At 75.1% G+C, this 24,386-nt stretch carries 24 protein-coding genes; 5 read left to right on the forward strand and 19 right to left on the reverse strand.

All coding sequences use genetic code 11. The annotated features are described in order from the left end of the window. Positions 1-55: 55 nt before the first annotated feature. The 3 genes from ACI769_RS14060 to ACI769_RS14070 form a co-directional block, all read right to left on the reverse strand. Entirely contained in the window at positions 56-1,117 is a 1,062-nt protein-coding gene (locus ACI769_RS14060; protein ID WP_137280479.1) for a tyrosine-type recombinase/integrase, read from the reverse strand. 103 nt (positions 1,118-1,220) lie between these two features. Next, complete coding sequence (locus ACI769_RS14065) at positions 1,221-1,928, reverse strand: histidine phosphatase family protein (RefSeq protein ID WP_198163070.1); 708 nt, start codon at positions 1,926-1,928, stop codon at positions 1,221-1,223. 1,082 nt (positions 1,929-3,010) lie between these two features. Next, positions 3,011-3,742: a HEAT repeat domain-containing protein gene (locus ACI769_RS14070; RefSeq protein WP_157446634.1), complete on the reverse strand. Its 732-nt coding sequence runs from the start codon at positions 3,740-3,742 to the stop codon at positions 3,011-3,013. A gap of 321 nt (positions 3,743-4,063) precedes the next feature. Between ACI769_RS14070 and ACI769_RS14075 the strand changes: the two genes are divergently transcribed. Further along, entirely contained in the window at positions 4,064-4,486 is a 423-nt protein-coding gene (locus ACI769_RS14075) for a hypothetical protein (RefSeq protein ID WP_085387961.1), read from the forward strand. A gap of 60 nt (positions 4,487-4,546) precedes the next feature. Here ACI769_RS14075 and ACI769_RS14080 read toward each other — a convergent pair whose 3' ends face one another. After that, entirely contained in the window at positions 4,547-5,071 is a 525-nt protein-coding gene (locus ACI769_RS14080; protein WP_034656138.1) for a putative immunity protein, read from the reverse strand. A gap of 250 nt (positions 5,072-5,321) precedes the next feature. Here ACI769_RS14080 and ACI769_RS14085 point away from each other — a divergent pair, with 250 nt between their 5' ends. Further along, entirely contained in the window at positions 5,322-6,080 is a 759-nt protein-coding gene (locus tag ACI769_RS14085) for a DinB family protein (RefSeq protein WP_085387960.1), read from the forward strand. A 30-nt stretch (positions 6,081-6,110) separates the two neighbouring features. Here ACI769_RS14085 and ACI769_RS14090 read toward each other — a convergent pair whose 3' ends face one another. After that, the gene (locus ACI769_RS14090; protein ID WP_085387959.1) at positions 6,111-6,584 is read right to left on the reverse strand and encodes a hypothetical protein; all 474 of its coding nucleotides are present in this window, start codon (positions 6,582-6,584) and stop codon (positions 6,111-6,113) included. A 12-nt stretch (positions 6,585-6,596) separates the two neighbouring features. Further along, on the reverse strand, positions 6,597-7,382 hold the full coding sequence (locus tag ACI769_RS14095; RefSeq protein WP_085387958.1) for a class I SAM-dependent methyltransferase: 786 nt from the start codon (positions 7,380-7,382) through the stop codon (positions 6,597-6,599). A 109-nt stretch (positions 7,383-7,491) separates the two neighbouring features. Between ACI769_RS14095 and ACI769_RS14100 the strand changes: the two genes are divergently transcribed. Beyond that, on the forward strand, positions 7,492-7,932 hold the full coding sequence (locus tag ACI769_RS14100; protein ID WP_198163069.1) for a pyridoxamine 5'-phosphate oxidase family protein: 441 nt from the start codon (positions 7,492-7,494) through the stop codon (positions 7,930-7,932). Positions 7,933-7,955: 23 nt separating this feature from the next. Here the strand turns inward: ACI769_RS14100 and ACI769_RS14105 are convergent, their stop codons facing one another. The 3 genes from ACI769_RS14105 to ACI769_RS14115 all read right to left on the reverse strand — a co-directional run bounded on the left by ACI769_RS14105 (position 7,956) and on the right by ACI769_RS14115 (position 10,829). Further along, positions 7,956-8,699, reverse strand: a complete 744-nt coding sequence (locus ACI769_RS14105) for an SHOCT domain-containing protein (protein WP_085387957.1) — start codon at positions 8,697-8,699, stop codon at positions 7,956-7,958. Positions 8,700-8,852: 153 nt separating this feature from the next. Beyond that, the gene (locus tag ACI769_RS14110) at positions 8,853-9,491 is read right to left on the reverse strand and encodes an FMN reductase (protein ID WP_034656126.1); all 639 of its coding nucleotides are present in this window, start codon (positions 9,489-9,491) and stop codon (positions 8,853-8,855) included. 150 nt (positions 9,492-9,641) lie between these two features. Beyond that, positions 9,642-10,829: an LLM class flavin-dependent oxidoreductase gene (locus ACI769_RS14115; protein ID WP_085387956.1), complete on the reverse strand. Its 1,188-nt coding sequence runs from the start codon at positions 10,827-10,829 to the stop codon at positions 9,642-9,644. A gap of 365 nt (positions 10,830-11,194) precedes the next feature. Here ACI769_RS14115 and ACI769_RS14120 point away from each other — a divergent pair, with 365 nt between their 5' ends. Beyond that, entirely contained in the window at positions 11,195-11,539 is a 345-nt protein-coding gene (locus ACI769_RS14120; protein WP_021483180.1) for an RNA polymerase-binding protein RbpA, read from the forward strand. An 87-nt stretch (positions 11,540-11,626) separates the two neighbouring features. Here the strand turns inward: ACI769_RS14120 and ACI769_RS14125 are convergent, their stop codons facing one another. The 10 genes from ACI769_RS14125 to ACI769_RS14170 form a co-directional block, all read right to left on the reverse strand. Further along, a complete protein-coding gene (locus ACI769_RS14125; RefSeq protein WP_085387955.1) occupies positions 11,627-12,445 on the reverse strand; it encodes a polyprenol monophosphomannose synthase in 819 nt (272 codons plus the stop codon). After that, on the reverse strand, positions 12,442-14,214 hold the full coding sequence (gene lnt, locus ACI769_RS14130) for an apolipoprotein N-acyltransferase (RefSeq protein ID WP_369824891.1): 1,773 nt from the start codon (positions 14,212-14,214) through the stop codon (positions 12,442-12,444). The genes ACI769_RS14125 and lnt overlap by 4 nt, the downstream gene beginning before the upstream one ends. Before the next feature lie 284 nt (positions 14,215-14,498). Then, on the reverse strand, positions 14,499-16,139 hold the full coding sequence (locus tag ACI769_RS14135) for an amidohydrolase (RefSeq protein ID WP_409141774.1): 1,641 nt from the start codon (positions 16,137-16,139) through the stop codon (positions 14,499-14,501). Between the two features lie 178 nt (positions 16,140-16,317). Further along, a complete protein-coding gene (locus ACI769_RS14140; RefSeq protein ID WP_085387953.1) occupies positions 16,318-19,296 on the reverse strand; it encodes an RNA helicase in 2,979 nt (992 codons plus the stop codon). A gap of 51 nt (positions 19,297-19,347) precedes the next feature. Continuing rightward, the gene (locus tag ACI769_RS14145) at positions 19,348-20,418 is read right to left on the reverse strand and encodes a diacylglycerol kinase family protein (RefSeq protein WP_085387952.1); all 1,071 of its coding nucleotides are present in this window, start codon (positions 20,416-20,418) and stop codon (positions 19,348-19,350) included. A 43-nt stretch (positions 20,419-20,461) separates the two neighbouring features. Then, on the reverse strand, positions 20,462-21,205 hold the full coding sequence (tatC, locus tag ACI769_RS14150; protein WP_043660075.1) for a twin-arginine translocase subunit TatC: 744 nt from the start codon (positions 21,203-21,205) through the stop codon (positions 20,462-20,464). Positions 21,206-21,241: 36 nt separating this feature from the next. After that, positions 21,242-21,535 carry a Sec-independent protein translocase subunit TatA gene (tatA, locus tag ACI769_RS14155; RefSeq protein ID WP_043660072.1) on the reverse strand — a complete coding sequence of 98 codons (294 nt, stop codon included), beginning with the start codon at positions 21,533-21,535 and terminating at the stop codon, positions 21,242-21,244. Between the two features lie 125 nt (positions 21,536-21,660). Beyond that, positions 21,661-21,987 carry a hypothetical protein gene (locus tag ACI769_RS14160; protein ID WP_034651635.1) on the reverse strand — a complete coding sequence of 109 codons (327 nt, stop codon included), beginning with the start codon at positions 21,985-21,987 and terminating at the stop codon, positions 21,661-21,663. A 10-nt stretch (positions 21,988-21,997) separates the two neighbouring features. After that, positions 21,998-23,020, reverse strand: a complete 1,023-nt coding sequence (locus ACI769_RS14165) for a YafY family protein (protein ID WP_085387951.1) — start codon at positions 23,018-23,020, stop codon at positions 21,998-22,000. After that, entirely contained in the window at positions 23,013-23,966 is a 954-nt protein-coding gene (locus tag ACI769_RS14170) for a YafY family protein (RefSeq protein WP_232322567.1), read from the reverse strand. The genes ACI769_RS14165 and ACI769_RS14170 overlap by 8 nt, the downstream gene beginning before the upstream one ends. A 155-nt stretch (positions 23,967-24,121) precedes the next feature. On the opposite strand from ACI769_RS14170, the gene ACI769_RS14175 reads away from it, so the two are divergent. Beyond that, positions 24,122-24,386 (forward strand): DUF3866 family protein (locus tag ACI769_RS14175; protein WP_409141775.1); only part of this gene is annotated, 265 nt, incomplete at its 3' end.

A 24,386-nucleotide genomic window follows, 5' to 3' on the forward strand; every position in this document is an offset into this window, starting at 1 on the left:
CCCCGCCGGGCCGGGTGTCAGCGCCCTTCAGGTCACCGCCCGCGTGGTGGGCCGGTCAGGCCTCGCTGGGTTCGAGCGCCGCAGAGAGCGGGTGGGCCCGGATCGCGGCCGCCAGCTCGCCCTCGATGCGGTCGAGGTAGACGCCGGTGGTCGCGATGGACGCGTGCCCGAGGAGCTCCGCGACGACCTTGACGTCCCAGCCCTCCGCGGCGAGCAGCGTCGCGGTCGTGTGGCGCAGCGCGTGCGGCGTCGCCTCGCGACGGTACTGCGCGGGCATGCGTTCGACGCAGCGCCGCAGCAGCCCGCGCACGGCCTGGGCGTCGATCCGGCGGCCCCGCCACGACAGCAGGAGGGCGCGCTGCGCGTCCGGGTCGTCGGGCCGGCGGGCGAGGAGCGTCGGGCGCAGGCGCGCCAGGTACTCCTCGAGCGCGTCCGCGAGCGGGGGAGAGAGCGTGACGGTGCGGACGTGGCCGCCCTTGCCCTGGATGCGCCACCGCGTCTGGTCCGGTTCGCGGGAGAAGTCGTCGAGGTTCGCGCGCTCGAGCTCGGACACCCGCGGGCCGAGGACGAGGAGGAGCGCGACGACGAGGCGGTCACGGAGCTGGAGGTCCTGGTCGCGGCGCGAGACGGCGGGCTCCCCGCGTGCGCGGGCGGCGGACACCTCGAGCAGCGACGCCGCCGAGCCCGCGGACAGCGCGGTGCGCGCGACGCGCAGCCCGTCGCGCAGGCGGGCCGGGGGAGCGGCCCACTGCATCGGGTCGGCCTGCACCCAGCCCTCGCGCGCGGCGTGCCCGAAGAAGCGCGTCACCGACTGCCGGAACCGGTTCACCGTCGCTGCCGAGCGGCCCGTGCTGCCGGGCTTGCGCGACGCGTCGGCGTACCGGCCGTCGGGCGTGGTCTGGTAGCGCAGGAGCACGTCGTCGACGTCCTCGCCCGTGACGTCGTCCAGGACCCGGGCGGGTCCCGCGAGGCGCGCGAACTCCGCGACGTCCCGCTCGTAGCTGCGGCGCGTCGTGGGGGACAGGATGCCGCGCAGGGTCTGCGCGGCGACGGACGCGAGGTAGCGGTCGGCTGCCTCGGCGACGGTGATCCGCTCGAGGCGGGGCGGGGCGACCATGGTGCGGGCCTCCTGGGGGACGGGTCGCTGTCAGCCTAGGACGCGCCACCCACAGCGCTGCCCGCCTGCGGCGCGCTGACCTGCACCGACGCTCTCGTGGTCGTCAGCCGCGCGCCTCGGTGCCCGCGGCGAGGTGCGCGACGTCGCCCAGGGCGACGACGGCGCGGTTGTGGAAGTAGCCGTCCTCGCGCAGCGTCGTGATGCTGCCCGAGGGCACCGGGAAGGCGACGTGCCCCGCGGCGTCGACGGGCATGCCGATCCAGGCGGCGACGACGAAGGTGGCGGCGAAGCCGTGCGTCACGACGACCTGGTGGTCCACGTCCCGCCGCAGGAGGTCCGTCGTCGCCGCGTACACGCGCAGCGCGACGTCGAGGCGGGTCTCGGCGCCGGCGACACCGACGTCGTGCCGCAGGCGGTCGCCCGTGGCGGGCGGCGGGACGAACCGTGCGTCGAGCCACGCCTGGGGGCGACCGCCTGCCTCGCCGTAGGACGCCTCGCGCAGCCGCGGGTCGAGGCGCACCGCCGTGCCGAGCGCGTCGGCGACCGCGGTCGCGGTGCGGCGCGTGCGCAGGAGGTCGGACGTGACGACGTCCGTGCTCGCACCGGCCGGGACACGCGCGCGCAGCGCCGCCGCGACGAGGTGCGCCTGCCGCAGCCCGGCGGGCGTGAGGTCGGAGTCGTGCTGGCCGCCGACGAGTCCGTCGACGTGGTGCGTCGCCTCCGGGTGGGTCACGACGTGCACGGTGCGTTCGCGCACACCGACGAGGTCGGGCAGCGGGGGAGCGAGGAGTGGTCGGGGAGCGTCGGGCACCGGGACAGGGTGGCACACGGCCCGGAGGACGGTGATGCCGAGGGGAGCGTCGCGGCGGACGGCGTGCACCCTGACGCAGGGGGAGCGGCGCCTGGGGCGGAGATTGATGACTCGGGCACACTCGGCAGCGGGAGGGCGGCCCGAGCAGCGGCGATGATCCGATGCGCGGTCACCGCGCGCACTTGCGCGTCACCATGGTGTTGACCTAAACACAATGGTTTGGGGCCTATGTCCGATTCTAGGCATCGTAGCCGATGGTGCGGTCCCGAACCACCCGTCGGGTGCGCGGCGCTGCGACGGGTCGCGGCGAGCTCGCGGACGGCGGTCGGTCGGCAGGCTCGTCGGCGGGGTCCGTGGGTCGAGCCCGCACGGGGGACACCGTGCGCCAGGTCCACACGCCGGCCGCCGCGAGGCCACCGGCGGCGCCGATGACGAGGAACGCCAGGACGGTCAGGACGAGCACGGGCAACCAGACGAGCGTCGCGCACGTCGTCAGGACGCGTCCAGACCGACGGGCGTCCGGTGCGGGGGCCGCGAACACCGACGTCGCCGAGCCGAAAGCCGCCGAGACGGAACCCGAGGACGCTGGTGCGATCGTCGTGTCGATGCCGGTCCGTGACGCACGCCGCAGGGATCGCGCCGCGCGGTCAGTCGCTCGGGGATCGGCGCCGCGGCTGGCGGGGGCGAGACGCTGCGGTGCGTACGTCGTCGTGCTCATGTCGAAGGGGAGTCCACCAGGGCGCCTCGTGATGCGCTGGAGGGCGCTTCGTTCCGGCGAAATGACATAATGTACATTATCGGCGCGCCTCGCAACGAGGTGTATCCGTAGGAGTCCGCGCGTGGACGCGATCCACATCCCGGCCACCCAGCACAACGCATCCCCGGTGTCCTGGGTCTGCCGTTGCCGTGCGACTCTGCCATCTCGTCGCAGGAACCCTTGGAGGTCGATCTCGAGCGCCATCTCCCTGGACCGGGATCTCGCGCAACGCTGACGCCGGCTTCTGGCTACGGACGTGGTGAACCTGGACCTTGCCTGACGCGCCGTACCCGGCTGCGGCCATCAGGAGTTCGACACCACGAGGTCAGACCCGATTCCTCGGAGGTTGATCTCGAGCACCACGCCCCTGGACCGAGATTCTCCACAATGCTGACGCCGCCGCACGCCGCGAGGCCCAGTCCCCTGTGAGCGCCAACTTGCTGAGCGCTGACCTTGCCTGGCGGCACCGCATCTCGCCAAGAGCTTCCGCAGCGAAAACACCGACGCTCCGGTCTTCGAGCAGCTTCAGCAGAACCTCAGGCACTCCTTCGTCGCGCAGCTTTGACAGGTTGCGGATGATCTCGAACCGAGAGCCTCCGAGTTCGTGGTCGCCCGCGAGGTCGAGGAACACGTCGGTCCAGTTCGGTGTGACCAGCCGACCCAGGGCTGAGCCGACATACTCGCGGATTCGCTCCTGCCACGTCGGGCCGCCCTCGTGCACCATCTCGGCCTCGACGGGATCGCGATAGTCGGCAGGAACGCGGCGAATGAAGAAGGCGAGCTGCGGAACGGCATGGTTCGCAGCCTGCGGCACGGCGACCTTGTCGATGAGCACCTGGACGAGCGGAGGATATCGAGCAGAAAAGACGTGCGCGAGGAGCAACGGCGCTAGCGCCTCGACGTTCTCCTCGTCGAGGAGGACGTCGTCGATGGTCGCGACCGTGATCTTCCGAGATTTCAGTTCGCCGAGCAGTTCCATGGCTGCCTCGTCGAACAGGCGCTGCGACTCCAAGGCACTGCCGAGAACTCGCCGCTCACTGCGGCCGACGCCGTCCATGCGCCTGAACGTACCGTCCACCGGTGACTCCGCGACCGATCCGGAACCAGGCACGGCGTTCGGGCCTGATCCTCCGAGCAGCACGTCGACCTGCTTGCCAGGACGCGCGTGCTGCCTGGTGGAGCGCTGCACGACGACACGCCCCTCCGTCGCCCGGGTCTCTCCCTCCGCCTCCGCTCAGAGAACCCCCCGAGCGACCTCTCCCCCGCCGACCGCGGCCTGTTCATCTCGAGGCCTGCCTGCCAGCATGTCGACTGGTGCGTGCATGGAACCCTGTCGCGTCGTACGGCCCGCGCGGGTCCTCGGGTGTGTACTGGCCGCATGGGATCCGCCGGCCTGGAACCGTCCACCCGCTGCGCGATCGACGCGGTCACCGCGCTGCGTCTCGTGCTCGACGACGTGACCCTCGGGTCGCGCCGCCCGCTCGTCGGGCCGTCCGTCCTGCGCAGCCACGCGCTGTCGATGCTGTACCAGGACGTGCGGCGCGGCGCCCTCGACGAGAAGACAGCGCGCGAGCGTCTCGAAGGTGTCGCCTCGCTGCGGATCCGCCTGCTCGGCGATCGGGTCTCGCGCGCGACGGCGTTCCGCATCGCGCGCGAGCTCGACGCCGACGACACGGCGGTCGCCGAGTACGTCGCGGTCGCGACGCTCCAGGCCGACGTCCTCGTGGCCGGTGACGAGCAGGTCACCGCCGCGGCGGACGGCCGAATCCCCCTCGTCGCGTACGAGGACCTCCTGGGCTGAGGCGCTCGGGCGCTCGTGTCCCGCGCCCTTCTGGTCGCCCCGTCCGAGCCGGGCCCGGGGTCAGTCGTCGAACACGTGCCAGCAGATCGCGCTGCGACGCCGCTGGTCGTCGAGCACGAGCTCGCGCAGCTCGGCCGGGATGCGCCCGCGCTGCCGGTCCCGTTCCGCGAGGCGCGCCGCCTCGGCGTCCTCCCCCCGTGCTGCGGCGTCCGCGGCAGCCGCGCGGATCGCGTACGCCGCCGCGCCCAGCCCGTGAGCGGCGACGTGCGCCACGGCGACGGCCTGACCGGCCGCGAGCGCCGCGTACTTGACGGGTGCGGCCTGGTCGCGGCCGGCGGCGTTGGCGACGAAGGCGGTGGTGTGGGCGGTCTTCATGGGGACGTCGCCGCGGATCCAGGCGCGGGCGACGTCGAGGGCGTCCCGGGGTCGGGTGTCGTCGGGTCGTGCGCGTTCGAAGATCGGCAGGACGTGCTCGGCGCAGTCGACGGCCCACCGGGCGATCTGGTGGTGGTGCTCGTCGGTGAGGGTGCCTCCGCGTCGGATGGTGACGAGGCGGGGGTCTCGGTCGGTGGGCAGGATCGGCATGGTGCGATGCTCCCCCGGCCCGGTGTCGGGGCATCAGCCCTGGGAGCGCGCGGGGCTGGCGGCCGGGGGTGCTCTGGTGGGGCGAGGGCCGGGCGGCGTACGGTGCGAACGTCCCCGTTCGTCGTCCGTCCGGGAGGTGCTGGCGCCTCTCCCCCGGGCTGGGACCCTCGTGCCGTGTCGTCGGCGCGATGGGTCCTCTCCCCCGGGTCTGGCGTGTCCTGTCGGGCGGGCCGTTCTCGAGGAGGCGCTCATGGTCCGGTTCACCCGTTCTGACGATCTGCGGGGTGCGACGTTCGAGGGTGTGGACCTGCGGGGCGCGCGGTTCGTGGAGCCGGACCTGTCGGGGGTCGTGGTGCGGGGTGCGCAGGTGGAGGGTCTGGACGTCGACGCGCCGTGGTTGTCGGACGGGGATGCTCCGGTGCTGGTGAACGGGGTGGACGTGCGGGGGTTCGTGGAGGCGGAGCTGGACCGGCGGTTCCCGGGCCGGGAGCTGCGGCGGGCGGCGGATCCGGAGGGTCTGCGGGTGGCGTGGGCGGCGCTGGAGTCCACGTGGGTGGCGACGCTGGAGCGGGTGGCGGCGCTGCCTGTGAGCGCCGTGGACGTGTCGGTGGGCGGTGAGTGGTCGTTCGCGCAGACGGTGCGGCACCTGGTGCTGGCGACGGACGCGTGGCTGGGGCGTGCGGTGCTGGGGGTGGAGCAGCCGTTCCATCCTCTGGGGCAGCCGGGCCCCCAGGCGGCGGAGGACGGGTTGGACCTGTCGCTGTTCGCTGTGGGGACTCCGTCGTTCGGGGAGGTGCTGGAGGCGCGGGCGGGCCGGGTGGCGATGGTGCGGGACTTCCTGGCGGGGGTAACTCCGGAGTCGTTGCGGGTGGTGCGTCGCAACCCGTGGTCGCCGGAGTATCCGGAGACGACGTTGTCGTGCGTGCACGTGATCCTGGAGGAGGAGTGGGAGCACCACCGGTTCGCGGTGCGGGACCTGGCTGTGGTCGAGGCGTCGTTGGCGGGGTGAGCGCGGGCGTTCCTGCTGTGGCGCGTGGGGTCAGGCGGTGTCGGACACCTGGGCGGCGAGGTTGGGGGTGAGCCGGGTGAGGTCGGGGTCGGCGGGGAGCCCGTCGGGGACGAGGGTGGCGGTGACGAGGGTCTGGGCGTCTCCGTACTCCACGCGGAGGTGGCCGTCGTCGAGGTCGGTGACGAGGCCGCAGGTGGAGGCTCCGGCGTCGTCGCCCGGGGTGTCGCCTTCGACAACGATGACGAGGCAGACGACGTCCTGCCCGTCGCGGGTGCCCGACCCGGCGTAGAAGGTGGCGCCGTCGAGCTCGCCGAGGCGTCGTGCCGTGCCGGGGTCCATCTCGTCGGGCGTCATCGTGTCGGCGAGGTCGTCGTCAGGGGTGGCTGGGTCGGCGAGGCGGGTGACGAGGTCCTGGGGTGTCACGGGCCCGGAGCAGGCGGCGAGGGCCAGGAGCGCGGCGCCGACGAGGAGGACGGGTCGGGTCCGGCGGCGGGACAGGTCCATCGAGGATGGATATCACGTCGCGGGGGCTGGTCGGGGTGGGCGCCGGTACACGGACACGTGGGAGGGCGACTCTGCAGTGAACGGCTCCCCCGCCCATCCGGCGTGGCGGGTCTCGAGCTCGAGGCCGGCGAGGCGGGCCATGAGGTCGAGCTCGGGGGGCCAGACGTACCGGTGGGGTGTGCGGCCCACGGTGGCGTGGCCGTCGTCGTCGAACCGGACGTGGTGGGACACGACGCGCTGGTGCAGGACGTCGTAGGTGTCGACGCCGAGGTGGCCGGGCTCGGCGAGCCAGACGGTCGCGGTGCGCCCCGGCGGCAGGGCGCGCAGCTCGGGGACCCAGAGCTCGACGACGAACCGACCTCCTGGGACGAGATGACGTGCAGCGTTGCGGAAGCACTCGACCTGGGCGTCCGGGGTGAGCAGGTTGGAGATCGTGTTGTCCACGAGGTAGACGAGCGTGTGCTCCCCCGGCACCCTCGCGGTGGCCATGTCGCCGACGACGACGGGGAGGGTCCTCTCGTCGGCCTTCTCGCGCAGCCGGGCGACCATGTGCCGGGAGATCTCGATGCCGGTCACGGGCACGCCGCGCGCGGCGAGCGGGATCGCGACCCGGCCCGTGCCGACCGCGAGCTCGACCGCGCTCCCCGGGCCCGCGAGCGCCGCGAGCCGGTCGACGGCGGGGTCGAGGGTGTCGGGGGCGAACATGCCCTCGTCGGGGGTGTCGTACCGCGCGGCGGCGTCGGCGTCCCAGAGGCGTTCCTGGTCGGTGCCGGCGTGGTCGGTGCGGGAGTCCGTCATCGTGCGACGGTGTCAGGCGCTTGCCGGGCGGTCCAGCGATTTCGTGTCGTGGGGTCTTCGGTGTCCTCGGTGTCTCCGCTCGGGCGACACCGGGCGCTACGGTGGCGGCATGGATCGTGCGGCGTTCGTCGGCTTCGTCCGTTCTCAGGGGTGGGGGGTCGTGGCGTCCCTCGGTCATGGCGGTGGCCCGCAGGCGGCGTTCCTCGCGGTGGCGGCGACGGAGGCGGGTGAGCTGGTGTTCGACGCGCGCGCGTCGTCGCGCAAGGTGGCGAACGTGGCCCGGGACCCGCGCGTCGCCGTGACGGTCGGCGGGACGGACGGGACGACCGTGCAGTGCGAGGGCGTCGCGGACGTCCCGGCGGGTGCGGACCGGCGGCGCTGCGCCGCGGCGTACGCGGCGGCGTTCCCGCAGTTCGCGGGGTCGTTGCGGGACGACGGCATCGTGCTGCTGCGGGTGACCCTGGCGTGGGCGCGGTACGGGGACTTCCGTGACGGCCGGTCGGTGATGACGGAGGTCGACGTGACCGGGTGGGGCCCGGCCGGGGACTGACGCACTCCGTCGGGTCGGTCCCCTCAGTCGAGCAGGGCCTGCTTGGCGCGGGCGTACTCGGTGTCGGTGAGGTCTCCGGCGCGGTGGAGGGCGGCGAGGCGTTCGAGCCGGGTGACGAGGTCAGCTCCCCTGCCGGTGGGTGCCGGGTCGGTGGTGGCGCGCCCGACGACGCGCCACAGGGCGCGGGTGAACACGCCGGGTCGGCGGGTGGTCCCGGCGTGGTCGGGGCGCAGGTGCGGGACGCGGGCGGAGGGCACGGTGCGGTCGTCGAGCTCGATGGCGCCGGGGCGGGTGGCGGCGAGGGAGCGGGCGAAGCGCGCGAACCGTGCGGAGGAGCCTTCGAGCAGGACGGCGCGCGTGGCGCGGGCGGTGGGGTGCTGGTCGTCGCGCCAGGTGACGGCGACGGTGGGGCCGTCGCCGGTGACGGTGACGACGGGTCGCCCGGCGGGTTGCAGGACGGTGTCGTCGCCGCGCACGAGGCGCAGGCGGGTGCCGTCCCACACGAGGCGGCCTCCGGCGACGTGGAACATGGCGGGGTACCGGGGTGCGGCGGTGAAGCGGGCGGCGTCGGGGGCGGGCTGCGGTGCCCGGACGATGCCGACGGGTCGGCGCCGGGGCGGGGCCGCGACGTCCTGGTCGGGGCGGGGCGCGTGGTCGGCGAGGGCTTCGACGACGGGGACGGCGAGGGTCTGCGGGGCGGCGGGCCGCGCGGCCGGTTCCGGGTCGCCGGGTCGTGCGGCCTGGTCCTCGGTGGTGCTGCGGCTCATGGTGCTCCCCCGTCGTTGTCGGTCCCCCGATCCTGCCGCGACGGGCCTGCCGGGGGCAAGGCGGGTCGCGGTGCGGGCGGGGTGTCGTCGCAGGTCGGGCAGGGGTGCGCGCCCCGGCCGGAGCACCGGTGGCCGGGGCGCGCGGTCAGGGGGTCACAGGCCGCCGAGCAGGGCGGTGAAGTCGGGCGTGCCAGCGAACGGGTCGGCCGGGCCGGTGTTCTTGCGCAGCGCGACCTTCTCCGCGAGCTCGCGGCCCGCGCGGGCGATGCGGGCGGGCAGGCCGCCCCCGGAGTCGCCCTCGGCGGCCGCCCAGTCGTCGGTGGCGGCGAACACGGAGGTCGTGGCGACGTCGGCCCGCAGGTAGGTGAACAGGGGGCGCAGCGAGTACTCGAGCGCGAGCGAGTGGCGGGCGGTGCCGCCGGTCGCGCCGAGCAGGACGGGCGTGCCGGTGAGCGAGTCCTTGTCGAGGACGTCGACGAACGACTTGAGCAGCCCGGAGTACGTGGTGGTGAACAGCGGGGTGGTCACGACGATCCCGTCGGCGGCGGTGAGGCGCTCGAGCACGCCCGCGAGGTCGCCGGTCGGGAAGCCGGTGAGCATGGCGTCGACGACGGCGTGCGCGTGGTCGCGCAGCTCGACGGTCTCGATCTCGGCGCTCACGCCGAGGCCCTGCAGCTCGCGCAGCGTGGCCTCGCCGAGCCGGTCGGCGAGCAGGCGCGTGGAGGACGGCTTGGACAGCCCGGCGGACACCACGACGAGGCGGCGGTCCGGGGCGGGGGTGCTGGCGGTCATGCGGTGCTCCTGAGGTGCTGACGTGCGGTGCGGGGTGCGGCCCGTCGCGGGCCGGGTGCTGCCGTGCCCGACGGCGGCCGGTCGCGGGTGCGGGGCACTCCTCGACCGTACGCCGTCGGGCGGGTGGTCACGGCGCGGGTGTCGCCGGTGTCACAGGCCGAACGCGGCACCGGCGGTGGCGGTGCGGGTGTCGTCCTCGGCGGTGCGCCCGGTCCAGAGGTCCTCGGTGCCGCCGACGTGCGCGGCGCCCTCGGTCCCGGCCGCGCGGGCGGCCGCGACGCGCTCGGCGTGGCTCGGCGGGTTCGCCGACACGTGCGCGGGGCGGACGGCCTCCATCTCCTTGCGCAGCACGGGCACGACCTCGCCCGCGAGGAGGTCGATCTGCTCGAGCACGGTCTTGAGCGGCAGGCCCGCGTGGTCGACGAGGAACAGCTGGCGCTGGTAGTCGCCCACGTGGTCGCGCATCGCGGCGTACCGGTCGATGACCTGCTGCGGCGAGCCGACGGTGAGCGGCGTCTCGCGCGTGAAGTCCTCCATCGAGGGCCCGTGCCCGTAGACGGGCGCGTTGTCGAAGTAGGGGCGGAACTCGTCCCACGCCTTCTGGGAGTCCTTGCGCATGAACACCTGGCCGCCGAGCCCGACGATCGCGGTGTCCGCGGGGCCGTGGCCGTGGTGCTCCCAGCGCTGACGGTAGAACTGCACCATCTGCTTGGTGTGGCTCATGGGCCAGAAGATGTTGTTGTGGAAGAACCCGTCGCCGTAGTAGGCGGCCTGCTCGGCGATCTCGGGGCTGCGGATCGACCCGTGCCACACGAACGGCGGGACACCGTCCAGCGGCCTCGGCGTCGAGGTGAAGCCCTGGAGCGGGGTGCGGAACTTGCCCTCCCAGTCCACGACGTCCTCGGTCCACAGCCGGCGCAGCAGCGCGTAGTTCTCGATCGCGAGCGGGATGCCCTGCCGGATGTCCTGCCCGAACCACGGGTACACCGGGCCGGTGTTGCCGCGGCCCATCATGAGGTCCATGCGGCCGTCGGAGATGACCTGGAGCATCGCGTACTCCTCCGCGAGGCGCACCGGGTCGTTCGTCGTGATGAGCGTGGTCGAGGTCGACAGGACGATGTTCTTCGTCACGCCCGTCAGGTAGCCGAGCATGGTCGTCGGCGAGGACGGGACGAACGGCGGGTTGTGGTGCTCCCCCGTGGCGAAGACGTCCAGCCCCGCCTCGTCCGCGTGCTTCGCGATCGTCAGCATGGACCGCACGCGCTCGGTGTCGTCGGGGGTCCGGCCCGTCGTGGGGTCCGTCGTGACGTCGCCGACGGTGAAGATGCCGAACTGCATGGTGTGCTCCCGTGAGTCCTAGGTCGATGCGTTTGCATGTACATGCCGCTCAACCGGGCTCCCCCCGGGTTTGTTCCCGCACCCCGGGCCGCGAGGTGTGAGCGTGCACACGTCCGGGGCCGGGCGGGGGCCGCGGAGTTGCGCGGGGCATCGAAACCCGGGAGCCTGGGAAGGCGCGCCGAGGCGGGCCGGCACGACGCACCGCGGGGGCCACCAGGTCGTGAGGCCCCGCGACGTTCACCGGACCTTCACGGCGTGTCGGAACACCGACCGCACGTGAGGCGTTGCCTCTCGTAGATCGGGCCGCTGCCCGCACCCCCACCGGGCGCGCCCACCCACCCCCGAAGACCCCTCAGGAGGACACCATGGCCGACCGTTCGCTGCGCGGGATGAGCATCGGTGCGAAGAGCATGGAGTCGGACGAGGGCGTCGACTTCGCCCCCCGCTTCCAGGCGCACTACGACTGCCCCAACGGGCACACCATCATCCTGCCGTTCTCGACCGACGCCGAGGTCCCCCCGGTGTGGGAGTGCCGCTGCGGCGCCGAGGCGCTGCTGCGCGACGCGGAGCGCCCCGAGCCCAAGGCCGGCAAGCCCGCCCGCACCCACTGGGACATGCTGCTCGAGCGCCGCACCATCTCCGAGCTCGAGGAGCTCCTCGACGAGCGCCTCGGCCTGCTGCGCGCCGGCAAGCTGCGCCGCAGCGCCTGACGCCTCGCCGCGCCCGTCACGAGAGGCCCGGACCCCCGCGAGGGGGTCCGGGCCTCTCTGCGTCGCGGCCATCACCGCGGGGACGTCTCAGCGCGTGCCGCGCCGCCCCGCGACCGACCGCGCGAGGCTCGCGAGCTGGGCCGCGCGCCGTCGGGCACCCCAGACCGTGACCTTCCACAGCGCCTCGGTGACGATCGCGCGGCTCATCTTCGACCGCCCCGCCGTGCGCTCGACGAACGTGATCGGCACCTCCGTCGCGCGGCCCCCCGTCCGCACGACCCGCCACGCCATGTCGACCTGGAAGCAGTACCCGTGCGACTCCACGCTCGCGAGGTCGACGGCGCGCAGCGCGGAAGCGCGGTAGGCGCGGTAGCCCGCCGTCGCGTCGCCCAGGTGCAGCCCCAGCGCGAGGCGCACGTACGCGTTGCCCGCGCGCGAGAGCACCTCGCGGTGCCGCGGCCAGTTCTCCACGCGCCCGCCCGGGACCCAGCGCGACCCGATGACGAGGTCCGCGCCGTCGTGCGCGCCGTCCGCCGTGGCGGGGCCGAGGGCGGCGAGCAGGGCTGGCAGCTGCTCCGGCTGGTGGGAGCCGTCGGCGTCCATCTCCACGAGCACGTCGTACCCGGCGTCCAGGCCCCACCCGAACCCCGCGACGTACGCGGCGCCCAGGCCCTCCTTCCCGGCCCGGTGCAGCACGTGCACGCCCGGGTCGACGGCGGCCGCGGCGTCGGCGAGGTCGCCCGTCCCGTCCGGGCTCGCGTCGTCCACGACGAGCACGTCCGCGTCCGGGACCGCGGCGCGCAGGCGCGCGAGCGTGCCCGGCAGGGTCAGCGCCTCGTCGTACGTGGGCACGACGACGAGCACGCGCCCGCCCGGGACGCCGCCCTCCCCCGCGCGCGGGCTCACGGTGCCTCGTCCCCGGCCGGCGCCGGGGCGGTCCGGGTGCGGCGCTCGCGGACGACGGTGACGACGCCCGCGGCGAGGAGACCCAGGGCGAGGAGCTCGACGACGCGGCCCGGCCAGTCCCCGGCCCGCACGGCAGGCGTGAGGCTCGTGCGCAGCGGCAGGTCGGCGACCATCTGGTCGGCGGTGAACAGGCCCGTGCTCTGCAGGAGCGTGCCGTCGGGGGCGATGACGCCGCTGACGCCGACGGTCGAGACCTGCACGGTCGCGCGGCCCGTCGACACGGCGCGCAGCCGCGACATCGCGAGCTGCTGCGTCGACTCGGCGGTGTACCCGAACGAGGCGTTGTTGGTCGGCACGACGAGCAGCTCGGCGCCCGCGTCGACCGCGTCGTTCACGAGGCCGTCGTAGGCGACCTCGAAGCAGATGACGACGCCGAGCGGCACCGTGCGCCCCAGGCGGGGCGCGTCGAGGTCGACGACGCCGGTCTCGGTGCCCGCGATCATGTCGATGCTCACGCGGTCGACCTGGTCGGAGAACACGCGCAGCAGGGAGCGCAGCGGGATGTACTCGCCGAACGGCGCCGGGTGCTGCTTGGCGTAGCGGTCGACGACACCGGTGCCCGGCTCCCACAGGAGCGACACGTTGTACCGCCCGCCGGTCTCGGGGTACTCCTGCGCGCCGACGAGGATCGGCGCGCCGACCTCCTGCGCGACGTCGTCGATGGCGCGCGCCACCTCGGGCGTGGTCTGCGGGTCGAGGTCGGACCCGTTCTCGGGCCACAGCACGACGTCGAGGTCGCCCGGCTCGACGTCGTCGAGGAGCGCGAGCGTGCCCTGCAGGTGGTTGTTCAGCACCTCGGCCCGGTTCGCGAACGACCCGAGCCCGGGCTCGCCCACGTTGCCCTGCACGGCCCCGACGGCGAGCGTGCCCGCCTCGGCGCGTGTGTCGAGCGGCACGAGCAGCGGTGCGACGACGAGCGCGGCCGCGACGACCACGGGGACGACGGTGCCGGTCACGACGTCGCTGGTCGCGATGTCACGACGGCGCACCACGGCGAGCACGGCGACCGCGAGCAGCGACCCGGCGAGCGCGACGAGCAGCGACACGAGGACCTCTCCCCCGAGCCACGCCGCGCGACCCAGCGGGGAGTCCGCCTGGGAGAACGCGAGCCGGCCCCAGGGGAACCCGCCGAACGGCACCTCGGTGCGTGCCTGCTCGGCCCCGACGAACAGCACCGCGAACGCGACGGCCTGTCGCCCGGGGTGCCCCGTGAGCCACGACCAGCGGCGCGCCCAGACCCACGCGGCACCGAGCAGCCCGACGAAGCACGCCTCCATGACGGACAGCGCGAGCCACGGCACGGTCTCGGTCGCGTAGTTCGCCCACCACAGGTGCGGCAGGAAGAACGCCAGGCCCCACACCAGGCCCACGAGGAAGCCCCAGCGCGCGCCGTCGCGGCGCAGCGCCCAGAACAGGGCGGCCACGCCGACGAACGCGAGCGGCCACCACCCGCGGTCGGGGAACGCGGTGTCGGTGAGCAGGCCGCCCGCGAGGGCGAGCAGGAGCGTCAGGGGCCGCGACGGGACGGCGGGCGACGAACCCGCGGGGACCTCGCGCTCGGATCGGCCGTCGGGCCGTGCGTTCGGTCCGGCGTCCGGCCCAGCGTCGGGCTGCCGGTCGTGAGGCGTGCCGGTCTCGGGCGCACGGGCGGCCGTGCCTGCGGGGCGGGATCGCCCGGCGGGAGCGGCCGGGGGCTCGGGGGCGTGCACGGGTGCACCCTACGCCACGGACCTGCACGAAGACCTGGCGGGCCGCCGCCGTCCGCGGAGGGCTGACGGGCACCGGGAGGGAGTGTGTGCGGGCTCGCGCGCCCTTCGGCCCGTACGACGCCGCCACCGGCGGAGCACGTTTTCTACTGAGCGCGCGAGCCCGGCCAGGTACCCGGCGCGGCACGCCGAGGGGTCGTCGTCGGTGGCTGATCCCCCTGCGGCCACGGGGGCCGGAACACCCTGTCGAAACTACTCCGGCTCACCGCCCTGTCAAGCGGGAGCGATCAGACGAAGGTGTCGAACAGGGGCACTCCGGCCCGCACGGTCTGCAGGCACCGCGGTCGCGGCATGTCCGGCCCGAGCTCGGGCAGCAGCGGCTGCCCCGCGCGCGCGTCCGTGCTCCACGACGACGTCGTGCGGCCCAGCGCGCCCTGCACCACGAGGTGCTCCCCGCGCCACACCGCGAGGTGCGCGGGCGCCCCCACGCGCAGTTGCCCGGCGCCGGTGTGGTCGAGCCCGGCGATGCGCCACCCGCCGCGCGTGTGCGCACGGAACGCGGCACGGGCCGAGATCTGCTGGTCCGGGTCGACGTGCGACATCGCGGCGAGCACGCCCGCCCACGGGTCGATCCGCGTCACCGGCGCGTCCGACCCGAACGCGAGCGGCACGCCCGCACCCGCGAGGTCGGCGAAGGGGCTCAGGCCCTGTGCCCGCATCGCCCCCACGCGCGCCGCGTACATACCGTCCGGGCCGCCCCACGCGGCGTCGAACGCGGGCTGGATGCTCAGGCTCACCCCGTACAGCAGGAGCGTGGCGAGCGCGGTCGCGTCGACGAACAGCGCGTGCTCGACCCGGTGCCGCGCCGCGCGCACCGCGCCCTGCCCGTGCGCCTCGGCCGCGAGGCCGAGCCCGCGCACGAGCTCGTCCATCGCACGGTCCCCGATGACGTGGAACCCGCCCTGCGTGCCGGCCGCCGCGACCGCGGACAGGTGGTCCGCGATCTGCTCCGCCGTGAGGTACAGGTTCCCGCGGTCGCCGCGGTCCGGCCCGTCCTGGTACGGCAGCCGCATCGCCGCCGTGCGGGACCCGATCGACCCGTCGACGTTGAGGTCGCCCGCGATGCCCGCGAGGCCGGGCACGTCCGCGAGGAGCGCGCGGGCGTCGTCGGCCGTGGCGCACAGCTCGCCCCGGTACCCCACGACGTGCGGCAGGCCCGACGACGCGTCCGCCGTGAGGGCGAGGATCTCCCGCAGCCCGGCGCGCGTGTCGATGTGCGGGGCGCTCATCTCGTGCACCGACACCACGCCCTGCTCGGCCGCGGCCCGCAGCGCCGTGCGGTACAGGTCCGTGCGCCGCGCCGGGGACACCGCCCGGGCGACGTCGCGCGCGACGTGGTGCGCCTCCCCCGCGACCCAGCCCGACTCGTCCCACCCGGGCCGTGTCTCGAGCGCGCAGCGGCGCGCGAGCGTCGTGGACACCACTGCGGAGTGCACGTCGACCCGCGCCGCGTACACCGCCCGGCCGCCCGCCGCGGCGTCGAGCTCCTCGCGCGTCGGGGGCCGCCCCTCGGGCCAGGACCGCTCGTCCCACCCGAACGCGAGCACGACGTCGTCCTCGTGCGCGACGGCCGCCGCCTTCGCGACGGCGTCGAGCGCGGCCGCGAGCGACGTCACGCCGGCGCTCGCGGACAGGTCGACGCCGGCCAGGGCGAGCCCGACCTCGAACAGGTGGACGTGGGCGTCGACGAACCCGGGGGCGACGAGCGCCCCGTCGAGGTCGATGACGCGGTCGGCGCGGGCGGCGAGCCCGTCGGCCGTGTCGTCGGCGCCGATCCAGGCGATGACGCCGTCGTCGACGAGGAGCGCTTCCGCGAACGGGTCGGCCGGGGAGTGGATCACGCCGCCGCGGTACAGGGTTGAGGCCACAGTCCTTCACGATACCGCCACAACCCGCCGTGCTTCACCGCCCGGTGGCGGCGTCGGCGCAGGTCCGGGGGCGTGTCGTGCACGTCACGCCGCACGGCCGCAGCGCCGACTCTCCGAGCCGTCCGCCGAGGCGGCCTCGCGCCCCGGCGGACGGGGGTGCAGCCGGGGCGGGGCGCGCTCAGACGCTGGAGTAGGCGACGACGCCGCGGCGCAGGCGGTCGATCGCCTGGCGTGCGGTGCGGCGGACCTCGGGGGTGGGGGCGGCGCCCGCGACCTGGTCGAGGACGTCGATGACCTGCTTGCACCAGCGCACGAAGTCGCCGGCCGCGATCTCGGAGCCGCGCAGCACGGCGTCGAGGCTGCGCCCGACGGCCCAGCGGTGCACGGCGGTGACGAGGCCCTCGTCGAGCGGCCCGGTCGCGTCGATGTCGTGCTCGTCCTCGAGGTCGTCGACCTCGGACCACACGCGTGTGGTGGCCTCGAGCGCGTGCGCCAGCCTGCCGTGGGGGCCGCCGGGGACGTCGGGCTCGCCGTGGTCCTCGCGGCGCCCGGCGTACACGCACGTGGACACGACGGCGGCCAGGGCGGGGGCGTCGAGGTCCTCCCACACGCCGCGGCGCAGGCACTCGGCCAGGAGCAGGTCGTTCTCGGCGTAGAGGCGGCGCAGCCACTGCCCGTCGGGCGTGACCTGCAGCCCGGTGCGCGCGGCCTCGCGGGCGGCGCGACCGGTGGGCGGGCCGCCAGGGGTCTCGGCCTCTTCCTCGTCGAGGGCGTCCTCGAGCGGTGCGGCCGGGTCCTGCGCGGGCTCGGCGGGCGCGAGGTAGCCGAGCGTGACCAGGACGTCGCAGATGCGGTCGAAGACGCGCGCGATGGAGCCGGTGCGGCCCTCGACGCGCCGCACGAGCTGGTCGTGCTCCTTCTTCAGCCGCGCCCACCGCTCGGCCCAGCGGGCGTGGTCCTCCCGGTCGGGGCAGTCGTGGCACGGGTGGGCGCGCAGCTGGGCGCGCAGGCGCGCGAGCTGGGCGTCGTCGGTCGCGCCGGACCGGGTGCGGGTGGTGCGGCCGGGGCGCGTGCCCGGCTCGTCGAGCGCGCCGAGCGCGTTGCGCAGGGTGGAGGCGAGGTCGCGCCGCTGGGCGGGCACGCGCGCGTTGAACGTCTTGGGGATGCGCACGCGCGCGACGGTGCGGATCCCGCCGGGCGCGTCGGCGACGGTGAGCTTCTTCACCTGACGGTCCTGCGTCAGCACGGTGGGGCGCGGCCCGTCGAACCCGGCACCCTCCCCCGGGTCGAGCACGACGACGTAGCCCGCGCGCCGCCCGGACGGCACCTCGACGACGTCCCCGGGCCGCAGCCGCTCGAACGCGGCGACGACCTCGGCGCGGCGCGACCGGCTCGCGGCGCGCGACAGGTCGCCCTCGCGCGCGGTGATGCGCCGCCGCAGCGCCGCGTACTCGGCGAAGTCGCCGCGGTCGCACGTCATCGCCTGCGCGTACCCGTCGAGGGCCTCGGCGTGCGCCTGCGCCTGCTTGGCCAGGCCGACGACGCCGCGGTCGGCCTGGAACTGCGCGAACGACGTCTCCAGGACCTCGCGCGCCCGGTCGCGCCCGACCTGCGCGACGAGGTTGACCGCCATGTTGTACGTGGGCCGGAAGCTCGAGCGCAGCGGGTACAGGCGCTTGGACGCCAGGCCCGCGAGGTGCACCGGGTCCAGGCCGGCGTGGTCGACGACGACGGCGTGCCCCTCGACGTCGATGCCGCGCCGCCCGGCGCGCCCGGTGAGCTGGGTGTACTCCCCCGGGGTGACGTCGACGTGCGCGGTGCCGTCCCACTTGACGAGCTTCTCCAGCGCGACGGACCGGGCGGGCATGTTGATGCCGAGCGCGAGCGTCTCGGTGGCGAACACGACCTTGATGAGGCCGCGGCTGAACAGCTCCTCGACCGTCTCCTTGAACACGGGCAGCAGGCCCGCGTGGTGGGCCGCGATGCCGCGCGCGAGGGACTCCGTCCACGTCCAGTACCCGAGGACCTCCAGGTCCTCGGTGGGGATGGTCGCGGTGCGCTCCTCCGCGACGCGCCGGATCTCGGCCTCCTCCGCGGGCGACGTCAGGCGCAGCCCTGCGGTGAGGCACTGCTGCACGGCGCCCTCGCACCCGGCGCGGGAGAAGATGAAGTAGATCGCGGGCAGCAGCCCGTCCGCGTCGAGCGCGTCCACGACGGCGAACCGGGCGGGGGTGCGTCGCCCGACGACGGACCGGTCCGGTCCCGGGCGGCGCCCGCCGCGGCCGCGGTACCCGCGGTCGCCGGACCCTCGCCGTCCGCCCGGCCCGGGGCCGCCGGTGCGGGGCGCGGTGCGGAACGCGGCGAGCAGGTCGGGGTTGATGGGCGGGTTCACGCCCGGGTCGGTGGGGTCCACCGTCCCGGCGTACAGGTCGAGCAGGTCCGCGCCGGGCGCGCGCCCGCCGCCCGCGTGCGCGACCCCGGCCGCGGGGTTCGCGGACGCGACGAGGACGTGCTGCCACAGCGGCACGGGCCGGCGCTCGCTGACGACGACGGTCGTGTCGCCGCGCACCATCTCCAGCCAGTCGCCGAACTCCTCCGCGTTGGACACGGTCGCGGACAGGGACACGAGCTGCACGTCGTCGGGCAGGTGGATGATCACCTCTTCCCACACGGGCCCGCGGAACCGGTCGGCGAGGTAGTGCACCTCGTCCATGACGACGTACGCGAGCCCGTCCAGGGTGCGCGACCCCGCGTAGAGCATGTTGCGCAGCACCTCGGTCGTCATGACGACGACGGGCGCCTCCCCGTTGATCGTCGTGTCACCGGTGAGCAGGCCCACGGAGTCGGCTCCGTGGCGGCGCACGAGGTCGGCGTACTTCTGGTTGGACAGCGCCTTGATGGGGGTGGTGTAGAACGCCTTGCGCCCGCTCGCGAGGGCGAGGTGGACCGCGAACTCGCCCACGACCGTCTTCCCGGCGCCCGTGGGCGCGGCGACGAGCACGCCGCGGCCCTCCTCGAGCGCCTCGCACGCGCGCACCTGGAAGTCGTCGAGGGGGAAGTCGAGCACCTGCCGGAAGTCCGCGAGCCGCGTGCGGGACGCCGCCTGGCGGGCCCGGGACGCGGCGTAGCGGGCGGCGGGCGATTCGTCGGCCGTCATGCCGTCAGCCTACGGTCCACCGCCCACCTCGCCGGTCGAGAGCCCCCTTGCTCAGCGGGTAGGGGTGGCGGCGTCGAGCACGCGCAGCGCCCCGGGGACGACGTCGACGCGCAGCGGCAGCGGCCCGAGGTGCTCCCCGTCGGCGAACGCGTGCGGCGGCGCGGCGCCCGCGGCGGTCGGCTCGACCGTGACCGACGTCGCGCGCACGGTCCCGACCGCGCGGTGGGCGAGGTGGCGCCCCGCGTACATGCCGGGGAAGACGCGCGCGGCGCCCCACCGCCCGAGCGGGCCCGCGACGACGACGTCCAGCAGGCCGTCGTCGGGCGCGGCGTCGGGCGCGACGCGGACCCCGCCGCCGAAGCGGGGGCTGTTCGCGACGGCGACGAGCGCGCCCGGCGACTCCCACACGAACGCCCGCCCGTCCGGGCCGCCGGCGCCGTCCGGGTGCTGCGCGGCGTCGGGCGCGGGCAGCAGGGGCGCGCCGGCGAGGACGTCCGGCACGTCGTCGCCGGCGGGCACGCCGCGCACCGTGACGCGGTACCCGTAGGGCCGGTAGCGGGTGATCTCCGTCAGGGCGGAGCGCGCGTACCGGGACCGTCCGCGCGGCCAGGTCGCGGCGTTGGCGTGCGCGTTCACCGCGGCGTCGATCCCCGCGGACAGCACGCCCGCGTACCAGCGCGCCACGGGCACGTGCTCGCCCGTGACCCGGGCGGCGTCGACCACGCGCACGCGCGCCCCGGCGCTCGCGGCGGGCCCGAGCGCGCCCAGGAGGGCGTCGACGCAGCGGTCGGGGCGGCCGGTGGGCAGGTCGAGGGCGTGCGCGAAGTCGTTGCCGGTCCCCACGGCGACGATGCCGAGCGGCACGCCGGTGCCCGCGGTGGCGTTGACGCCGAGGTGCACCATGCCGTCGCCTCCGACGACGACGAGCGCGTCCACGCCCTGTGCCGCGCCGGTGCCGCGGACGGCGGCGTCGGCGGACTCCTGCGCGAGGGGCAGGCTGGGGGCGCTGAGGTCGAGGACGTCGTGCCCGGCCGCGGTCAGCGCCTCGGCCGTACGTGCGCCCGCGGTGCGGCCACGCCCGCGCCCGGCCGTCGGGTTGACGACGAGCGCGACCGTGCTCACGCGCGGCCCCCGCGCCCGGTGGGGCGCGGTCGGGGCGGGGTGCTCACAGGGCGAGCCGGGCGGCGTCGCGCTGGTCGACGCGCCGGTCGTGCAGGACGGAGATCCCGTAGGCGAGGAAGTACAGGGCGCAGATGGGCAGCGCGACGCAGAACATGGTGAGCACGTCGGGCGTGGGCGTCATGATCGCGGCGAACAGGAACGAGATGAGCACGGCCCAGCGCCACCCGGCGAGCCACGTCGCGGCGCGCACCACGCCCATCGTGTTGAGCGCGACCATGATCACGGGCACGAGGAACGCGATGCCGAACGCGAGCATGAGGCGCATGACGAACCCGAGGTACATCTGGGCGTTGATGAGGTTCGCGCTGCCGTCGGGCACGAACTCGTTGAGGAGCGCGACCGCGCGCGGCAGCATGACCCACGCGAGCGCGACGCCGGCGAGGAACAGCGGGACGGCGGCGCCGATGAACCCGAACGCGTACCGCTTCTCCTTGGACGTCAGGCCGGGCGTGATGAACGCGAAGAGCTGGTACAGCCACCACGGGCTCGACAGCAGGACGCCGAGGAACAGGGAGACCTTGACCTTCATGTCGATGGCCGTGGCGACGCCCTCGAAGTTCAGGCCCGTCAGGACGTTACGGCGCTCGGCGGCGTCGACGAGCGGCTGCTGCAGGGCCTGCAGCACCGGCTCGTACACGATCCACCCGACGACGGCGCCCAGGACGATGCCGATCGCGGCGAGGAAGAGGCGCTTGCGGATCTCGACGAGATGCTCGCGCAGGGGCATGCGCCCCTCGGGGTCGCGGGGAGTGCGGGACACCGACTACGCCTTGGGGGTGTCGTCCTGCGTGGACGACGCCGTGCCCCCCGTCACGCTCGTCGCACCCGTGCCCGTCGCGCCGGTGGTGGTGCCGGTGCTCGTCGTCGCGGTGGTGCCCGACGGCGTCGTGGTCGTCGTCGTGTCGTCGTCCTCGCGCAGGTCCTTGACCTCCTTCTTGAAGATCTTCAGCGACTGGCCGACGGAGCGCGCCATGTCGGGGAGCCGCTTCGACCCGAAGAGCAGCAGGACCAGGAGGATGAGGACGACGATCGTCGCGGGGTGACGAAGGATGTTCACGGCGGGAACCTACTACCTACTCGTGGGCGGCCAGGGGCGACGTTGCTCTTCGCGCCATCATAGGTCACGGTCCTTGCGCCCCGAGGCGTCGCCCGAGCGCCGTGCACGGTCGGGACGGGTGCCCGTCAGGCGTTGAACCGCCGCCAGCGGGACCACACCTGCTCGTCGCGGCGGCGCCGCTGCACGCGCCGCTCCTCGCGGTCCGCGCGCAGCACGTCCACCCGGGCGCGCAGCTCGACCGGGTCGTCGAACAGCGTGGGCGCGGTCGAGGGCTGCGCCTCCTGCTGGGCGCGCGCCAGCTCGTCCGCCCGCGCACCGAGGTCCGCCGCGACCTGCGACGCGCGCGACAGCTCGCGTCCCAGGCCCTTGACGGAGCGCCACAGGCGCCGCGCGAGGAAGAACGCGCCCACCAGGGTGCCCACCACGAGCACCGTCCACACCCAGAACCACATGCCGCCCACCCTAGTCAGCGGGCCGCTCGCCCGAGCGCCCGCTCCCCTCGTGCGGTGCCTCACCCGGCGCGTCGGCGGGCAGGTGGGCGTACGCGGCCAGGGCGGCGCTCGCGGCCTCGCGCACGTCCTGCGCGACGGCGGCCGGCTCGACGGCCAGGACGTGGCGGGCGCGCTCGGTGAGGAGCTGGCGCAGCCACACCGGGTTGGTGACGCGCAGCCGCACCTCGAACGCGCCGCCCGGCAGGTTGCGCACCGACTCCACGGGGACCTGCTCGGCCACGGCGCGCGCGGGGCTGGCGAACGTGATGGTCGCGAGGGGCGCGTCCCCGGTGGGCGTGAAGTCCACGTCGGGGTCGACGTCGTGCCCCTCGACGGCCTGGTCGAGCTCGGTCGCGGCCAGGATGCGGTCGACGCGGAACGTGCGCCGCCCGCGGGCCCGGTGGCACCACGCGAGCAGGTAGGCGTGCTCGTCCTGGGTGTGCAGGGACACGGGGTCGACCTCGCGCTCGGACTCCTCGTCCGCGGCGGTGACGTACCGGATGCGCAGCCGGTGGCCCGCGACGAGCGCGCTCGTGATGGCCGCGACCACGCGCGGGTCGCCCTCGGGTGCGAGCTGCACGTCGAGCGCCGCCGCGGCCTCCCCGGTCGCGTCGGTCAGCTTGCGCAGCACCGACTCCACGACGCCCGCACGCTCCGGGTCGGCCTGCACCGCCGCCGTCTCCCGCATCGCGCGCAGCGCCGCGATGAGCGCGACCGCCTCGCGCGTGCCGAGCCGCAGCGGACGGGTCATGCCACGGGCCTCGGTGAGGCGCACGACGCCGCGCTCGATCGAGTCCGCGTCGAAGTCGATGAGGTCGTCGGGCCAGTACCCGGGCGTGCCCGACACCCACAGGGCGTCGACGTCGTCCAGGACCTGGCGCTCGCTGACGCCGAAGTGCCGCGCGAGCTCGCCCACCGGCACCGGGCCCGCCCCGTCGAGGTACGCCACGATGCCCAGCAGGCGCACCAGCCGGTCGTCCGCGCGCTCAGCCACGCTCCACCTCCGCCTGCCCGGCGCCGTCGGCCGGGCCCGTCGCCAGTCCCGCCGCGTCGCGCAGCCGCCGCACGACCGCCTCGCGCAGGTCCGGCGGGCCCAGCACCAGCACCGCGTCCCCGTACCCCACGACCTCGTCCGCCATCGCGTACCGCACGTCGTACGCCACCTCGATCACGTCGCGGCCCGCGCCGTCGCCCGCGCGCGCGTCCGGCACCGAGCCCACGACCGTACCGCGCGCCCGCAGCGCCCCCGCGCGCTCGGGCACCACCGCGAGGCGCGCCAGCCCGCCCGCGTCGCGCGTGCCCAGCGCCGCGTCCACGTCCACGTGCGCCGGCACCTCGAACGCGTCCCGCGGCCCCGACGCCCGCACACGGCCCTCCACCCGGCTCAGCCGGTAGGACCGCGGCGCGCCCCGGTCCAGGTCAAGGCCCACCAGGTACCAGCCGCCGCGCCGCGCCGCGATGCGCCACGGCTGCACGCGGCGCGGCCGCACCTCGCCCGTGCTCGCCGCCCGGTACGTGAACGACACCACGCGCCGCGCCGAGATCGCGTCCATGAGCGTCGCGTACGCGTCCCCCACCGCCCGCACCCGCGGCGCCAGACCCGCCACGACGTCCATCGCGGTCTCGCCCGCGCCGGCCGCCCGCAGCTTCGTCAACGCCCGGGAGATGTCCGTCCGCAGCGTCTTGTCCTGCCAGAACTGCGCCGCCAGCGCCAGCACCCCCAGCTCCGCCGGCGTCAGGTCTACCGCCGGCAGCGCGTACGCGTCCTGGTCGATCCGGTACCCCACCTCGTCCGCGTGCCCGCCCGCGTCCACCGTGACGATCGGGATGCCCAGGTCGCGCAACGTGTCCTTGTCCCGCTCGAACATCCGTTCGAACGCGTCGGGCGAGGGGGCGTCCCCGTACCCCGCCACGCTCGACCGGATCTGCTGCTTCGTCATCGACGCGTTCGTGTTCACCAACGCGATCACCAGGTTCAGCAGACGCGCCGCAGGGTTCGTCGACGAACCCCCCGACGACGACGCGACGGAGGACGCGGAGGCAGCAGTGGGCTCGGACATCGGCACCACGCTAGTCGGTCGATAGGGTGTGCCGCGTGATCACGTGGCGGACCGCGACCGTGGTGTCGCACGCGAAGGCCTGGACCGGAGCCCAAGAGCTCAACGTCAAGCTCCACACACCCCTGCCCGGACGCCCCGACGACCCCCACGCCACCGTGCGCGCCCTCGCCTACACCCAGCTCGTCGGCACCCCCCACCCCGGCGACCACGTCCTCCTCAACGTCTCCGCCCTCGCCCGCGGCCTCGGCACCGGCGGCTACGCCCTCGTCGTCGGCCCCGCCCAGCCCGCCACCCCCCTCC

Origin of the sequence: Cellulosimicrobium sp. RS (genome assembly GCF_046159675.1) — a bacterium.
GTDB lineage: Bacteria > Actinomycetota > Actinomycetes > Actinomycetales > Cellulomonadaceae > Cellulosimicrobium > Cellulosimicrobium funkei.